This is a genomic window from Streptomyces sp. NPDC126503 (genome assembly GCF_040302405.1).
Classification (GTDB): Bacteria; Actinomycetota; Actinomycetes; order Streptomycetales; family Streptomycetaceae; genus Streptomyces; species Streptomyces gulbargensis.
The window spans coordinates 156,516-171,931 of record NZ_JBEORS010000003.1 but is presented as its reverse complement, the minus strand read 5'-3'; the positions used below and the strand labels follow the sequence as shown (position 1 = coordinate 171,931).

Genomic DNA, 15,416 nt, shown 5'->3' with positions numbered 1-15,416 from the left:
TCCCGCGCCCGAGACGACTGATCGAGTCCCCGGGGCGACGGCCAGGAGCGCGGGATCCCAGGACGGCACACCGGCGTGCGCGGGGGCGCCCGGGGGCCGCGCACGCGCCGGTGCGGGGGGCGCCTGCGCCGGTGGGACCCTCCACGGAGGCGGCCCCCGGGGCCCGGCCGGTGGTTTCCGTGGCAGGGTGTTGCGGGCAATCCACTGGGGGCCGTCGACAAAGGGGGACACGTGATCGTCTGGATCAACGGGACGTTCGGCGCGGGGAAATCCACGACCGCGCGTGAACTGGTCGGACTGATCCCGCACAGCACCGTCTTCGACCCGGAGCACGTCGGCGGAGCCCTGAGCACCCTGCTTCCGCCCCGGCGGCTCGCCGAGGTCGACGACTTCCAGGACCTGCCCATCTGGCGCCGCCTGGTGGTCGACACCGCCGCCGCCCTGCTGGCCGAGGTCGGCGGGGTCCTGGTGGTGCCGATGACCCTGCTGCGGCAGGAGTACCGGGACGAGATCTTCGGCGGCCTCGCCGCCCGCCGCATCGACGTGCGGCACGTTCTGCTCGCTCCGGAGGAAACGATCCTGCGGAAGCGGATCGACGGCCGCTCCGAGCACGGCGACCCCGAGGCCGACGCACGGGTACGCCGCTGGTGCCACGGCCACATCGCCCCCTACCGGGAGGCCCTCGGCTGGCTCACCGCCGACGCGTACACCGTCGACAACTCGTCGCTCACCCCGGCCGAGGCCGCCCGGGCCGTCGCCGACGCGGTCCTGGCCGGCCGGGCCACGCCCTGCGGCATCGTCCAGACACCCGAGCCGACGCGGGAGACCCTCGCCGCCGGTGTCCTCCTCTTCGACGCGCAGGACCGCGTCCTGCTCGTGGACCCCACCTACAAGCCGGGCTGGGAGTTCCCCGGCGGGGTCGTCGAGTCCGGTGAACCGCCCGCCCGCGCCGGGATGCGGGAGGTCGCCGAGGAGATAGGACTCCAGCTCGACGCCGTGCCCCGGCTGCTGCTGGTCGACTGGGAACGGCCGAAGCCGCCCGGCTTCGGCGGGATGCGCCTGCTGTACGACGGCGGCCGGCTCGACGCCGCCGACACCGCACGCCTCCGCCTCCCCGGAGCCGAACTGCGCGACTGGCGCTTCGTCACCGAGGCCGAGGCCGCCGACCTCCTGCCCCCCGTCCGCTACGACCGCCTCCGCTGGGCCCTGCGCGCCCGCGAACAGGGCACGGTGCTCAACCTGGAGGCGGGCGTTCCGGTGGGCTGACGACCGGTCCGCCGGCCGGCCGGGGTCGGGGCAAGCCGGTACGGGACAGGGCTGACCGGCGGGGAACAGGATGGGTGGCCGGGAGGCGGTGGGCCGGTCGGTCCGCCGGGCCCCGCGGGGTGCGTCCGGGTCCGGACGCACCCCGGCCCTCAGGAAGCCGCGGCCGCGGCAGCCGCCGCCAGCTGGTCCGCCGCGTCCGAGGTCACGGGCGCGCCGTGGCCGCAGCACAGCACCGAGGGCCGGAGCGCCGCGAGGCGGCGCATCGAGTCCAGGGCGAGCGCCCGGTCCACGTGGAAGACGCCGAACGTCACGCCCCGCACCGACGCCACCGTGTCCCCGGCGAACAGGACGCCGTGCCGGGGCAGATGCACGGCCATGGAACCGGGCGTGTGACCGGGAAGGTGAACCGCCACGGCCCCGTCACCGAAGCCGAGTCCGTCACCGTCCTCCACCTCCCGGTCCACCCGCGTGGGCGGCGCCTCCGGGACGGTCAGACCGTGCTCGTACAGCGGGATCTCCCAGTCGAGCAGGTCCGGGGCGGGGACCGGCGCCTCGCCCCGGATCACCGGGGCGTCCAGGCGGTGCGCGACGATCTCGGCGCCGTGCCGGTCCGCCAGCATCTCCGCCGCGCCCACGTGGTCCCGGTGGCAGTGGGTGAGCACGATCCGCCGCAGCGCGTCCGGGTCCAGGCCCGCCGCCCGTATCGCCGCCGTCGTCCGGTCCGCGGAACCGGCCCAGCCGGCGTCCACGAGCGTCAGCTCCGCGCCCGTGGCCCCGGGTTCCGGCCCGCCGTCCCGCCACAGATAGGCCTGGCCGATGGAGAAGTCGAGCAGATGCAGCCGTGGGGTGATCCTGGTGAGTTCCATGGGGGCGAACCTACGCGTCCGCGCGGGCCCGCCCCCCGGTTCTACGCTCTCGGCGAGCTTCGCCCTGCGCGGAACCGCGCCGGCGTCGTCCCCGCCGCCCGACAATTCGTCAGGCCTGCTTCGAGCGGGCGTAGTTGACGAGGAAGTGCGCCTCGGCCACCGACAGGCGCTCCAGCTCCTCCGGCGAGACCGACTCGTTCGGCGCGTGGATCTGCGCCTCCGGCTCGCTCAGACCGATGAGCAGGATCTCCGCCTCCGGGTACAGCGACGCCAGCGTGTTGCACAGCGGGATCGACCCGCCCATGCCCGCCGCCTGCATCTCCTGGCCCGGGTACGCGATCCGCATCGCCTCGGCCATCGACGCGTACGCCGGGCTCGACGTGTCCGCCTGGAACGCCTGGCCCTGTCCGACCTGCTCGAAGCTCACCCGCGCGTTCCACGGGGTGTGCTTCTCGATGTGGGCGTACAGCAGCTTCGTCGCCTCCGCCGCGTCCTGGCCCGGCGGCACCCGCAGGCTGATCTGCGCGCGGGCGGTCGACGGGATCGACGGCGTCGCGCCGGCCACGGGGTGGCAGTCGATACCGACGACCGTCACGGCCGGCCGGGCCCAGATCCGGTCCGCGACCGTACCGGTGCCGGGCAGGTCCACGCCGGACAGGACCTTGGCGTCCTGGCGGAAGTCCTCCTCCGGGTACTGGAGGCCCTCCCACACCGTGTCGCGCGGCAGACCGTCGATGGCCGTGGCCCCGGTCTCGTCGCGCAGCGAGTCCAGCACCCGGATCAGCGCGGCCAGCGCGTCCGGGGCGGCCCCGCCGAACTGCCCGGAGTGCAGGTTGCCCTGCAGGGTGTCGATCTGCACCCGGATCATCGTCATACCGCGCAGGGTCGCCGTCACCGTCGGCAGCCCCACCCGGAAGTTGCCCGCGTCGCCGATGACGATCGCGTCGGCGGCCAGCAGCTCGGGGTGCTGCTCCGCGTACCGCTCCAGGCCGCCCGTGCCCTGCTCCTCCGAGCCCTCGACGATCACCTTGACCGTCACCGGCACACCGCCGTTGGCCTTCAGGGCGCGCAGCGCGAGCAGGTGCATCACGACGCCGCCCTTGCAGTCGGCGGCGCCGCGCCCGTACCAGCGGCCGTCGCGCTCGGTCAGCTCGAACGGCGGGGTGAGCCAGGCGGACTCGTCCAGCTTCGGCTGCACGTCGTAGTGGGCGTAGAGGAGCACGGTCGGCGCGCCGGCCGGGCCGGGCAGGATGCCGTACACCGACTGCGAACCGTCGGGGGTGTCGAGCAGGGCGACGTCCTCGAAGCCCTCGGCCCGCAGCGCGCCGGCGACCCAGTTGGCGGCGGCCTCGCACTCGCTGCGGGGGGCCACGGCCTCGTCCGCCACCGACTCGAAGGCGACCAGTTCCGCCAGCTCGGCCTTGGCCCGCGGCATCAGGGACCGGACGGTCTCGGCGATCGGATGGGAGGTCATGGGCACGCTCCTGGTGGGTGCGACGTTACGACGGGATGGAGGGCGTTCGGCGTATGTCGTGGTACGTCGAACGCACCGCCGATCCTACGGTGGGGCCCCGGCTACCGAGACGTAGGATGCGGACAGAGCAGACCACCGGTCGGATCAGGAGCAGAAGCACACCGTGAGCAGCGAGCACGCAGAGAACACCGGTCCGGAGCACACCGATCCCGTGGCTGCCGAGCCCGCGGGTCCGACGTCCGATCCGGCGCCCGGCCCGATCCCCGACCCGGGGGAGGAGCGGGGGGACGCGGCGGAAGCCGACGCGGAGGGGACCGACGCGGCGCCCGGGCCGTCCGCGGACCGGATCTGGGACGTCGTGGTCGTCGGCGCCGGTCCGGCCGGCGCCTCCGCCGCCTACGCGGCCGCCGTCGCCGGGCGCCGGGTGCTGCTCCTGGAGAAGGCCGAACTGCCGCGTTACAAGACCTGCGGCGGCGGCATCATCGGTCCGTCGCGTGACGCGCTCCCGCCCGGTTTCGAACTGCCCCTGCTGGACCGGGTGCACGCCGTCACCTTCTCGATGGACGGCCGGTTCACCCGGACCCGGCGTTCGCGCCGGATGCTGTTCGGCCTCGTCAACCGGCCCGAGTTCGACGCCCAGCTCGTGGAGCACGCCCGCAAGGCCGGCGCCGAGCTGCGGACCGGGGTCGCCGTGACCCGGGTGGAGCAGCACGGGCCCGCGGTCCCGGACCGGCGTACCGTCGCCGTCGTCCTCGCGGGCGGCGAGACCGTCCTCGCGCGGGCGGTGGTCGGCGCCGACGGCAGCGCCGGCCGGATAGGCGCCCACGTGGGGGTGAAGCTCGGCCAGGTCGACCTCGGTCTGGAGTCGGAGATCCCCGTCCCGCCGTCGGTGGCGGAGGACTGGAAGGGCCGCGTCCTCATCGACTGGGGCCCCATGCCCGGCAGTTACGGCTGGGTCTTCCCCAAGGGGGACACGCTGACGGTCGGCGTGATCTCGGCCCGCGGCGAGGGCGCGGCCACCAAGCGGTACCTGGAGGACTTCATCGCCCGGCTCGGCCTCGCCGGCTTCGAGCCCGCGATCTCCTCCGGCCACCTGACGCGCTGCCGCACCGACGACTCGCCGCTGTCCCGGGGACGCGTCCTCGTCTGCGGCGACGCGGCCGGCCTGCTCGAACCGTGGACCCGTGAGGGCATTTCGTACGCGCTCCGCTCCGGCCGGCTCGCGGGCGAGTGGGCGGTGCGGGTGGCCGAGGCGAACGACGCGGTGGACGCCCGCCGGCAGGCGCTCAACTACGCCTTCGCCATCAAGGCGGGTCTCGGCGTGGAGATGGCGGTCGGGCGCCGGATGCTCGCCGTCTTCGAGCGGCGCCCGGGGCTCCTGCACGCGGTCATCACCGGGGTGCGGCCGGCCTGGAAGGCGTTCACCGACATCACGCGCGGCGCGGCCACCCTCGGCGGCATGGTCCGCTCCAACGGGCTGGCCCGCCGGGCCCTGGAACTCCTCGACCGCCGCATGGACACCTCGGCGGGCTACGGGCCGGCGGGGCGCGGGGTCCCGCCCCGCGCGCAGGACGGCGCGGAGAAGACCGGGAGCGGCGGGGACGGCGAGAGCGGCGAAAGCCTCGAGAAGGGGCAGGGCGGCGGGGCCACGGGCGACGCGGGGCGGCCGGACCAGGCGGGCACGGGCGAGAGCGCGTAGGGCGGGCGCGGGTCTGCCGACCGGCTCGCGTGCGTCAGCGGGCCACGCGACACACGGTGCCGCCCTCAGGGGGCGACGTGAGGCGGGGGCGGGGCGTACGCGGGCGCGCGGCGTCCCTCTCGCCGTGCGTCGGCGCTCCGGCGTACGCGGGCGCGCGTCGAGGCGCGCAGGGCCCGCCCGGGCCACCCTCTTCGCCCAACGCCCTGTCGGCGGCCCGGCGCCCACCTCCGTACGGGAGGAGCGCCCGGCCCCCGGCCCCGAGCACTCCCTTCGTCACCGACAGTTCCGGCCGGGTGGGTGGGGAACGGCGGTGGTGGGTGCCCCGTAGGGGTGGCTGTCGGCCGAAGTGATGTTTGTTCTCGCCCTTCGCGGACACTCGCAACCCACACCCGCCGCACGTCAGCGGCTCTGCGTCATCGAAGGGCAGTCGCATGACCACGTACACGACCAGTACCCGTCCCGCGCGCGTCCGGCGGCGGCGTTCCGCGAGCGCCGGCCTGCTGGCGGCCACCGCCCTCGCCGCCCTCACGCTCAGTGCCTGCGGCGACGACGGGAATGGGGACGCCGCCTCGGACCCGACCACGACCGGCGCCGCCTCGCGCCCCGCCGTCTGTGAGGACCTGGCCGGTCTGAAGGGGCACGCGTCGGAGATGTCCCGGCTCGGCCCGTCGTCGAGCTACGCGGACATCGAGGACCTCCGCGAGGACATGAGCGGAGACATGGAGGACATCCGCGAAAGCGCCAAGGAGACCGGCGGCGCCGCGGTGGACACCGGCCGGCTGGACAAGGTGTACGGCAAGTTCAACCAGACCGTGGACGCGCTCGACGACGACCGGATGTCCACGGAGGGGCGGCTCAACCAGCTCAAGCCGCAGCTCGCCGAATTGACGAAGGCGGTCACCGACTCCGAGCGCGCCGCGTCCTGCTGAGCGCGGTCCTCCAGGGCGGAGAGGGGCCCGGCGGTGGCGGGGGCCGGACGCACGCCGGGCCGGCCGGTTTCACGGACTCCCGGTCGGGCCCCGCCGGTCGGCGGGGCCCGCTTTCGCGCTCGCCCCGCCCCCGAACACTCAGGACCAGGTGATCGCCGACGTCTCGCGCCACAGGTCGGCGAGGTCAGGGTCCCCGGTCAGAGTCACGGCGTCGGCGGGCAGCCGGTTCCAGAGGTACAGATAGAGCAGGTCGGCGGTGCCGCTCAGCTCCGTGTCGGCGGCCGGCTCCCCGAAGGTGGCCCCCGGTTCCACGGCGGTCCGCTCCGTGCGGGGCGTGTCGTCGGAGAGCCGTACCGTCCACACGTCGCCGGTGTCGGTGGCGCGTACCCGCAGGGTGCGCGGTTCGGGAGTCCGTACGCGGCTGCGGTCCCGGGCGTGGAAACCGCGCAGCAGCTCGTCGATGCCGTCCGCCGCGAGGACCGGATCGACCATCCCGGGGCCCGTGGGGAGCGCGGACTCGGCGTCGGCGCGGTGCACGGTCGTCTCGTGCGCCTGCCGCCGCGCCCAGAACGCCAGGGGCGACGGAGCCGGCAGGAAGGTCCAGCACTCCAGGCCCTCCGGCGCCGCGCGGAGGGCCGCGACGAGGCCGTCAAGTCCCTCCCGGTAGTGCGCGAGCAAGGCGTCGCCGTCGAGCTCCGGCTCACTTCCGGCGGGCTCGAACGAGGTGAGTCCCCCGGCCACGAAAGCGGTGGCCCAGCGGTGCACGGTCGTGGTGTGCCGCAGCAGGTCCCGGATCCGCCACCCGGGACAGGTCGGCACCGCCGCGTCGGGCCCCGCCTCGGCGGCGGCCTCCGCAAGGGCCCGCCCCGCCGCGTCCAGCGCGTCGATGTGCTCCGTGACCTTCATCGTCCCCTCGGGGACCGTGCCTTCGTCGATCATGTCCATGGCCTGGATTCTGACAGCCGTGGCACCGAGGGGAAGAGGCTTGCCGCAATCCGTCCCGGGGGGTGGACACGGGCGGGGACGGCGGGGCCGCGGGGGCGGACGGGGCGGTCAAGCGGCCGGGGAGGCGCCCGCGTTGCGCGCTCCGTAGCCCATCACCGCGGCGCCGGCGGCCAGCGCGGCGACGGTGGTGAGCGCCACCGGCAGGGAGAACCATTCGGCGAGGAACCCGATGGACGGAGGGCCCAGCAGCATCCCGCCGTAGCCGAGGGTGGAGGCGGTCGCCACCCCGCCGGGCCCGGCGAGCGCGCCCGCGCGGGCGACGGCGACCGGGAAGATGTTGGCGAGCCCGAGGCCGGTCACCGCGAAGCCGAGCAGCGCGGCCCACACGGTCGGCGCGAGCGCGCCGAGGAGCATGCCGGCGGAGGCGGTGATCCCGCCCGCCACCAGGGTGCGGGTCTGGCCGAACCGCTCCAGGAGCAGCGTGCCGGACAGCCGCCCGGCGGTCATCGTCAGGGCGAAGACGGAGTATCCGGCCGCGGCCACGCCCGGGTGGGCGTGCAGGTCCTGCGCGAGGTGCAGCGCCCCCCAGTCGGCCAGCGCCCCCTCCCCGTACGCGGTGCACAGCGCGATCACCCCGAACACCAGCACGGTGCGACGGGCCGCGGGCGAGGGCGAGGGCGCGCCGGGCCGCGCGTCCGGCTGGGACGGCAGCGCCTGTGGAGGGGCGGGGGAGGGGTGGCGCAGCAGTACGGGTCCGGCGGCGGCCGTCAGGGCGAGCCCGGCGACCGTGAGCCCGAGCAGGTGGGCGGTGGGGGAGAGGCCGCCGGCCAGCAGACCGCCGATCCCGGCCCCGACCATGCCGCCGAGGCTGAAGGCGGCGTGGAAGCTGGGCATCACCGGCCGGCGCAGGGCGGCCACCAGATCGACGGCGGCGCTGTTCATCGCGACGTTGATGCCGCCGTAGGCGGCGCCGAAGACGAGCAGGACGAGGCCGAGCGCGAGGGGGGACCGTGTGAGGGCGGGCAGCGCGACGGAGAGCGACAGGAGGACGGCGGTCGCCACGGTGACGGCGTGGCTGCCGTGACGGCGGCAGAGCCGCCCGGTCAGCGTCATGGTCACCACGGCGCCGGCGGACACACCGAGCAGCGCGAGGCCGAGGTCGCCGGCCGTCGCGCCCGTCTGCTGCTTGACGGCGGGGATCCGGACCACCCAGCCGGCGAAGAGGAAGCCGTCGAGGGCGAAGAACAGGGTCAGGGCGAGGCGGAGGCGGGACAGGGAGCGGGCGGCGGTGTCTCCGCCGAAGCCCCCCGAGGCGGCCGTCCGTACTTTGTTTAGTAGCGGCACAAACTCAGGATAGGGGTGCCGGGGCTCCGCTTTCAACCGGCGGGACGGCCAGGACGCGGGTACGGGACCACGGGGCCGAGCCGCCGGCGCCGCGCCCCGCCCCACCGGGACCCCCACCCGCCCGGACCGCGGGGGCGTCCGATCATGGGAGACTCGCCTCCATGAACGGCAAGGCGACGACGACCCGCACGCGGCTGGACAGGGGGCGCGGCGCCCTCGGGCCCGCGTTGGAACTGGTGCACACCGGCCGGGCGCCGACCCGGGCCGTTCTGACCGCCGAGCTCGGGGTGACGCGGGCCACCGCCGGAGCCGTCGCCGCCGAACTGGAAGCGCTCGGCCTGATCCGGGTCGACTCCAACCCCGGCGCCGCCGCCGGCTCGCAGGGCCGCCCCTCCCACCGGCTCGCCGTCGACGAGAAGGGGCCCGTCGCCCTCGCCGCCCAGGTCCACGCCGACGGCTTCCGCGCCGCGCTCGTCGGCCTCGGCGGCACCCTCGTGGCCACCGCGCCCGGCTGCGTCACCGTCTCCGCCGACCCCGCCCAGGTGCTCGGGGCGGTCGTCGACGCGGGCGCGGCGCTGCTGCGCGAGACCGGACGCCGTTGCGTGGGCGCGGGTCTGGCCGCGCCGTCCGCCGTCGCGGAACCCGAGGGGACCGCGCTCAACCCGCTCCACCTCGCCTGGCCGGCCGGAGCGCCCGTCCGGGAGATCTTCGCCGAGCGGGTACGGGCCGCCGGCATCGAGGGTCCCGCCTTCACGGGCAACGACGTGAACCTCGCCGCGCTCGCCGAGCACCGCCACGGCGCCGGCCGGGGCGCCCGCGACCTGCTCTGCGTGGCCACCGGCCACCGCGGCGTCGGCGGCGCGCTCGTCCTCGACGGCCGTCTCCACACCGGCAGCGCGGGCCTCGCCCTGGAGGTCGGACACCTCACCGTCAACCCCGAGGGGCGCCCCTGCCACTGCGGCAGCCGCGGCTGCCTCGACGTCGAGACCGACCCGCTGGCCTTCCTGACCGTCGCCGGGAAGGACCCCGGCCCCGAGGTGTCCCTGCTCCAGCAGGCGCGCGACCTGCTGCGCACGAGCCCCGACGATCCGGGGGTACGGGCCGCCACCGAGGAACTGATCGACCGGCTCGGTCTCGGCCTGGCCGGCCTGGTGAACATCCTCAACCCGGACCGGATCATCCTCGGCGGCCTGCACCGCGAACTCCTGCACGCCGACCCCGAACGCCTGCGTGCCGTCGTCGCCGACCGCAGTCTGTGGGGCCGCAGCGGGGGAGTGCCGATCCTGCCGTGCACCCTCGACCACAACAGCCTCGTCGGCGCGGCCGAACTGGCCTGGCAGCCCGTCCTCGACGACCCCCTCACCGCCCTCGGGCGCGAACCGGCCACCCCGTAAGCCCCCGCGCCGGGACCCGTGAGACCATCTCGGTTCACCGGTCCGGCTCCTTCGCCCGCGCTGCGCGACGCGGGGTGAAGTACGGGCCGTCGCCATGTCCATGGTGGGGTCGTCATCAGGATCCGCGAACGGGGGGCCGTTTCATGCGCACCGCACAGCCGCCGGAAGCCCGCGTCGACGAGGCGAACACCGTCTTGGTTGCGCCTGCGCCGCTGCGGGACCACGAGCTGGTCAGGGACTTCCTCGGGACCCTCGTCACACCCGAGGAGCTGGCCTCCCGACTGCCCGGCCTCGCGCGGAAGACCGTCTACGTGTGGGGCGACGCGTCCGCGGTCGACAGCCGCCGACTGGCGGAGGCCGACCGGGTGTTCGTCGTACGGGAGCCGTCACCCGCCGGTGACGACGAGGAGGCCGGCGGGCCCTGGACCGCCGTCGGCCCGGGCCGCCTTCCCCTCCGCGTCCACGGTGCCGGCGTGTACTACCGCCGCTTCTTCGCACCCGGCGACGATCACTTCGGACGGATCCGTGCCGAGCACGCGTTCCAGTCCCTCACGGAGTCCACCAAACCCGGAACGGCACATCGCAGCGGGATCTATCTGACGCCCGTCACACGCGACGGCGACGCACTGCATTTCCGCCTGCTCCGGTGCTCCACGAATCTCTCCGGGCCGACCGAGAACTTCCGCCCGACCGACACGCGCGTGGTCGAGGCTCTGAACCGCGAGGCCGCCACCGTCTTCCGCGACCCGGCACCGCTCAATCACGTCCTGGCGCAGATCTACCACAACACCCGCGCCACGCCGGAGCGCAAGCAGTCCAAGGCCAGGATCTCGGCCCACGCCGACAAGACCAAGGACATGCCGGCCAACGGCATCATGGCCTTCTGCACCTTCTACGACGGACTCGACAAGGTGAGCCCCCTGGTGGAGGACCCCTTCGACCACGGCGTGAACGGGATCAGCGCGCTCACCCGGCTCCACTTCCGGCTCAAGGAACAGGCCGCCGCGGAAAGCGACGGGCTCGCGCTGCCCCCGCGGTTCACGCTGACCCTCCACCCGGGCTCCGTGTTCCTCATGCCGCTGTCCACCAACCGCCTGTACACGCACGAGGTCCGGCCCTCGGCCCTGGACGCCGAGAGGCTTCCGACCCGCCTCGGATACGTCGTGCGCTGTTCGAAGACGGAAGCCGTTCACAAGGACGGCCGCACCTTCCTCAAGGCGGCCGGAGGCACGGTGGAACTGGGGCCGCCCACGCCGGACGGCATGAACGAGCTGCGCAGGCTGTACGCCGAGGAGAACAGGACCGCGTCCTTCATCGACTACGGCGACGCGTTCCGCTTCAGCATGAACACGGGAGACTACCTTGCCCCCCTCGTCTAGCGCCCGGGACGGAATCCTCTCGTACGCCCTGCCCGCCGAGGAGAGTCTCTTCCCCGAACTGTTCGCGTCGGTCCGCTGGGAGGACGTGGGAAAAGGCCGACGAGGCGCCGTACTCACCAGGCCCGACGAGACGGGCGGAGTGCCACTCGTCCGCACGACCACGCGCTACGGCAGCCCGGCACAGCGGTTCCGCGAGGTGCACGAACGGCTGGCGCGACGGATTCAGGACCGCGCGGCGATTCCCGTCGGCTTCAACAACGCCCTCATCGAGGTGTACACGCACGCGTACACGACCATGGGTGCTCATTCCGACCAGGCCCTCGATCTGGCCGACGGGTCGTACATCGCCCTCTTCTCCTGCTACGAACGTCCCGAGCCGGACCCGCCGAGGAAGCTGATCTTCGAGTCGAAGGAGCCCGGGGGAGGGACGTTCGAGATCCCCCTCGACCACCACGGTGTCGTCGCGTTCTCCGTCGGCACCAACGGACGACTCAGGCACAGGATCGTCCTGGACTCCTCCCGCCGGGCGGGGGAGAACCGATGGCTCGGAGTCACGTTCCGCACGTCGAGGACCGTCGTCGACTTCCGCGACGGACACCCGTACCTCCCCGGAGGGGCGCGTCTCGTGCCGGCCGACGACGAGCAGAGGCGCGAGTTCTACCGGCTGCGACGCCGCGAGAACGAGGAGACGGACTTCACCTATCCGCCCCTGAACTGCACCGTCAGCGAAAGCGATCTCCTGCCCCCCGTCTGACCGCGCTTCCCCGCGCGCCGGCGAGCCGCCCTCGGCACCGTGGTGCGGGGCCGGGGAGCCCCCGTCACGCCCCCGGTTCCCCGCCGGCCGCGTCCTTCCCGGCGCGGGTCCCCTCGCCCCCCGGGGACAGCCTCTCCGGGCGCTGCCCGTGGCGCCACAGGACGTGGACGACGCGGAGCACCCCCAGCACGCCGGAGATCCCCGCCCCCACGACGACCAGCGACTTCTCGACGGGGTGCGGCAGTTCCCAGACCGCGGCCGGACCGGCGATCGCGGCGAAGACGAGGGCGGCGAGGAAGCACGCGCTGAACAGCGCGTAGCCGATCTCGACCGTGATCGCGTCCCGTTCTGCCTGGCTCCGCCGTCCCGTCGTCATGGCGGAAGTCTCCCACCACGGGCGCGGGCTGTCGCCCACGGGCGTCCGGAGCCTGCCTCACACGGAGGCCCGCGAGGTGCCGCTCCCCTCCTCGACCAGGGTGGCGAGACGGTCCAGGGCCATGCGCAGGCCGGTCTCGTTGTCGGCGGCGGGGACCGCGTCGGGGACGTTCTCGTGGAGGACGCGCACCTCGGTTCCGTCCGGGAGGGGGACGAGCAGGGACGTGAGGGTCATCGTGCCGGTGAGGGCGGGATCGTCGCTCTCGAACTCGACCGCTTCCACGACCCGTTCGTCCGGGACCAGTTCCACGAAGTGGCCGTGGTACGTGTCCGTGCGCGGGCCCGACTTGCCGGCGCCGTCCGGCGTGTCCGCGCCGTAGGTGAGCGAGACCCGGAAGGCGCCTCCCTCGCGGGCCTCGAAGACGTGCACCTCGCCGGTCATCCCGTACGGCACCCGCCAGCGTGCGACCGCCGAGGGGTTCAGGAGCGCCCGGTAGACGGCCGACGGCGGGGCCGCCACGCGGCGCGAGGCGCGGGTGGAGTACATCCCGCCAGGCTACGGCGCCCCGGCCGGCCCCGCTCGCGGATCTCCCTGGCCCCGGGCCCCCCGCCCCGGCCGGCCCCGCTCGCGGATCTCCCTGGCCCCGGGCCCCGGGCCCCCTGCCCCGGCCGGCCCCGCCCCGGGAGGCCCGGCCCCCCGAACCTCCCGCCCCGGGAGTCCCCGCCTCGGCCGCCCCCCGGCCGTCCTCGAGTCCCTCGCCCGCGGTCGGCCCGGCCCCCGGAAAACCCGCGCGCGAAAGCCCGTTCACCGGCTAGCGTTCCGGATCATGACCGACTCCAGTCCTCCTCCCCGCCTCGGCGGCCTCACCTTCCACGGCCCGCTCTCCGAGGCGCGGGCCACCCGGCTCATCGGCCGGCTCGCCGCCGCCGCGCCCGCCGACGTCCTCGACATCGGCTGCGGCTGGGGGGAGTTGCTCCTCCGCGTCCTCGAAGCCGCCCCGGGTGCCAAGGGCACCGGGATCGACATCGACGCGGAGGACCTCGCCCGCGGCCGGGTCCTGGCCCGCGAGCGCGGACTCGCCGACCGCGTCACCTTCGTCGAGGAGTCCGCCCTCGGCACCGACCGCGGCCCCGTCGACGCCGTCCTCTGCCTCGGGTCCAGTCAGGCCCTCTGCGACCCCGGGCAGCCGCACGACCCGGCCGCCGCCCTGCGCGAACTGCGACGGCTCGTCCGCCCCGGCGGGCGGGTCGTCCTCGGCGAGGGATTCTGGGAACGCACCCCCACCGAGGCCGAGCTGGCCGCCATGTGGCCCGGCGCCCGGACCGGTGACCACCTCTCCCTCGGCGCGCTCGTGGACCTGGCCGTCGAGGCCGGCTTCCGGCCCGCGTGGATCGAGCGGGCGAGCGGGGACGAGTGGGACGAGTTCGAGTCCGGCTACCGCTACGACACGGAGCTGTGGCTGGCGGCCAACCCCGGCCATCCCCTCGCCGCCGAGACCCGCGAGCGGGTCGACCGCCAGCGCTCCAGCTGGCTCGACGGCTACCGGGACGTCCTCGGCATCGCCTACCTCACGCTCGTCGCCACCGTGTGACAGCCTCCTGAGCCCCCGTCACGAGGGGGAGCCGGACCGGGCCGTGCCCGTCACGCGTCCGGGCGGAGGTCGCCCGCGACCAGCGCGTGCAGGTGCTGGTCGTGCCATCCGTCCGCGTGGAGCAGCGCGCCGCGCATGGTGCCTTCGAGGAGAAAACCGGCCTTGCCGGCCACCCGGCACGACGCCGGGTTCCCCACCGAGTGGCACAGCCGCAGCCGGTGCAGCCCGAGGTCGTCCAGCGCCCACGCGCTGACGCGCCGCGTGGCCTGCGCCGCGACGCCCCCGCCGCGCGCGGCGGGGAGGAGCCAGTAGAGGATCTCGCCGCTGCCACCGGCGAGGTCGATGTCTCCGCACCCGATCAGCCCGATGGCCTCCCCACCGGGTCGCGCGACGGCCCAGAGGGCGCTCAGCTCCGCGTGCCACCGCTCGCGCATGCGGTCGATCCGGCGCCGGGCCTCCTCGGGCGTCTCCACCGGCAACCGGTTCCACCGGTGGATCGCGGGGTCCCGGGCGGCGGCGATCAGGGCGCCGGCATCGGCGGGGCGCCACGGGCGCAGCTCGAGGCCGGTGCCCGGGACGTCGAGCACCGGCTGCTCCATGGCGGCCATCCGGCCCGCGGGCACGACGGGCGGTATCGGGGAAGGGGAGTGCATCGCCGCATCGTGCCACGCACGCCGGCCCGCCCGGCCCGCCGGGACCGAGCGGTGGCGTGAGGTTCCCCGAGCCCCTCGGTCAGCGGACCGCCGCCGGTGCGCGGGCCGGGTCCTGGGGGCTGCTGAGAGGCGCCGCCGGGGTGCTCAGAGGCACGCCCGGGAAGCGGCCGTACGAGACGAAGGGGCTCTCGGCGAGCGGGCTGCCGGGGTCCTGGGCGGCCTCGGCGCGGGCGCGGGACGGCGCCGGGGCGGCGGGGGCCGTGAGGGTGAACCACACGACCTTGCCGTCGGCGCCGCACGGGCGCACGCCCCAGCTCTCGCTGACGGCCCCGACGATGGCGAGGCCCCGGCCGGAGGTGGCCAGCTCCTCGAAGCCGTCGAGTCCCGCGAAGCGTCCGGTGGTGGTGGGAGGAAGTCCGGCACCCACGGTGGATCCCGTCGCGAAGCCGATCGGCTCCGGGATCCGGGGGTCGTTGTCCCGGACCGAGACGGTGAGGCGGTCGAGCAGGAGTTCCAGCTCGACGGTGCAGCGTTTGTCGGGCTCCGCGTGCCGGTGGACGTTGGACAGCAGCTCGGTCACGCCGAGCGCGGCCTGTTCCACCAGGGCGTCGAGATGCCAGTGGCGGAGATGGGCGGAGACGATGCGGCGGATCTGTCCGATCCGCGACGGCAGGGCGTGAAGCTCCACCGCGTAGTACCTGCTCGGCTCGCTGATCACGGCGGCGACTCCCCGAAGTTGTCGTAAG

Annotated in this window: 15 protein-coding genes; 7 read left to right on the top strand and 8 right to left on the bottom strand. The window is 74.8% G+C overall.

All coding sequences use genetic code 11. From position 1 onward, the window contains the following. Positions 1 to 231 precede the first annotated feature (231 nt). A complete protein-coding gene (locus tag ABTY40_RS05930; protein ID WP_352058372.1) occupies positions 232 to 1,266 on the top strand; it encodes an NUDIX hydrolase in 1,035 nt (344 codons plus the stop codon). 149 nt (positions 1,267 to 1,415) lie between these two features. On the opposite strand, the gene ABTY40_RS05925 is transcribed toward ABTY40_RS05930, so the two are convergent. Next, positions 1,416 to 2,132, bottom strand: coding sequence for an MBL fold metallo-hydrolase (locus ABTY40_RS05925; RefSeq protein WP_352058371.1), 717 nt, complete (start codon positions 2,130 to 2,132; stop codon positions 1,416 to 1,418). A 109-nt stretch (positions 2,133 to 2,241) separates the two neighbouring features. Further along, positions 2,242 to 3,606 (bottom strand): dipeptidase, encoded by a 1,365-nt coding sequence (locus ABTY40_RS05920; RefSeq protein ID WP_352058370.1) that lies wholly within the window; start codon positions 3,604 to 3,606, stop codon positions 2,242 to 2,244. 346 nt (positions 3,607 to 3,952) lie between these two features. Between ABTY40_RS05920 and ABTY40_RS05915 the strand changes: the two genes are divergently transcribed. Further along, positions 3,953 to 5,305 carry a geranylgeranyl reductase family protein gene (locus tag ABTY40_RS05915; protein WP_352058549.1) on the top strand — a complete coding sequence of 451 codons (1,353 nt, stop codon included), beginning with the start codon at positions 3,953 to 3,955 and terminating at the stop codon, positions 5,303 to 5,305. A 431-nt stretch (positions 5,306 to 5,736) separates the two neighbouring features. Next, positions 5,737 to 6,234, top strand: a complete 498-nt coding sequence (locus ABTY40_RS05910) for a hypothetical protein (protein ID WP_352058369.1) — start codon at positions 5,737 to 5,739, stop codon at positions 6,232 to 6,234. A gap of 138 nt (positions 6,235 to 6,372) precedes the next feature. Here ABTY40_RS05910 and ABTY40_RS05905 read toward each other — a convergent pair whose 3' ends face one another. After that, a complete protein-coding gene (locus tag ABTY40_RS05905) occupies positions 6,373 to 7,140 on the bottom strand; it encodes a maleylpyruvate isomerase family mycothiol-dependent enzyme (RefSeq protein WP_352058548.1) in 768 nt (255 codons plus the stop codon). 147 nt (positions 7,141 to 7,287) lie between these two features. Next, complete coding sequence (locus ABTY40_RS05900) at positions 7,288 to 8,523, bottom strand: MFS transporter (RefSeq protein ID WP_352058368.1); 1,236 nt, start codon at positions 8,521 to 8,523, stop codon at positions 7,288 to 7,290. Between the two features lie 161 nt (positions 8,524 to 8,684). Here ABTY40_RS05900 and ABTY40_RS05895 point away from each other — a divergent pair, with 161 nt between their 5' ends. The 3 genes from ABTY40_RS05895 (at position 8,685) to ABTY40_RS05885 (ending at position 12,050) form a co-directional block, all read left to right on the top strand. Further along, on the top strand, positions 8,685 to 9,917 hold the full coding sequence (locus tag ABTY40_RS05895; RefSeq protein WP_352058367.1) for an ROK family protein: 1,233 nt from the start codon (positions 8,685 to 8,687) through the stop codon (positions 9,915 to 9,917). Between the two features lie 143 nt (positions 9,918 to 10,060). Next, entirely contained in the window at positions 10,061 to 11,296 is a 1,236-nt protein-coding gene (locus tag ABTY40_RS05890) for a hypothetical protein (protein ID WP_352058366.1), read from the top strand. Beyond that, entirely contained in the window at positions 11,280 to 12,050 is a 771-nt protein-coding gene (locus tag ABTY40_RS05885; protein WP_352058365.1) for a hypothetical protein, read from the top strand. Before ABTY40_RS05890 ends, ABTY40_RS05885 begins: the two co-directional genes overlap by 17 nt. A gap of 64 nt (positions 12,051 to 12,114) precedes the next feature. Here ABTY40_RS05885 and ABTY40_RS05880 read toward each other — a convergent pair whose 3' ends face one another. Both ABTY40_RS05880 and ABTY40_RS05875 read right to left on the bottom strand, forming a co-directional pair. Continuing rightward, positions 12,115 to 12,426 carry a DUF6332 family protein gene (locus ABTY40_RS05880; protein ID WP_352058364.1) on the bottom strand — a complete coding sequence of 104 codons (312 nt, stop codon included), beginning with the start codon at positions 12,424 to 12,426 and terminating at the stop codon, positions 12,115 to 12,117. A gap of 57 nt (positions 12,427 to 12,483) precedes the next feature. Next, a complete protein-coding gene (locus tag ABTY40_RS05875) occupies positions 12,484 to 12,972 on the bottom strand; it encodes an SRPBCC domain-containing protein (RefSeq protein ID WP_352058363.1) in 489 nt (162 codons plus the stop codon). Between the two features lie 280 nt (positions 12,973 to 13,252). On the opposite strand from ABTY40_RS05875, the gene ABTY40_RS05870 reads away from it, so the two are divergent. Further along, positions 13,253 to 14,017 (top strand): SAM-dependent methyltransferase, encoded by a 765-nt coding sequence (locus tag ABTY40_RS05870; RefSeq protein WP_352058362.1) that lies wholly within the window; start codon positions 13,253 to 13,255, stop codon positions 14,015 to 14,017. A gap of 50 nt (positions 14,018 to 14,067) precedes the next feature. Here the strand turns inward: ABTY40_RS05870 and ABTY40_RS05865 are convergent, their stop codons facing one another. After that, positions 14,068 to 14,670: a GNAT family N-acetyltransferase gene (locus ABTY40_RS05865; protein WP_352058361.1), complete on the bottom strand. Its 603-nt coding sequence runs from the start codon at positions 14,668 to 14,670 to the stop codon at positions 14,068 to 14,070. A 79-nt stretch (positions 14,671 to 14,749) separates the two neighbouring features. Then, a complete protein-coding gene (locus ABTY40_RS05860; protein WP_352058360.1) occupies positions 14,750 to 15,388 on the bottom strand; it encodes an ATP-binding protein in 639 nt (212 codons plus the stop codon). Positions 15,389 to 15,416 lie beyond the last annotated feature (28 nt).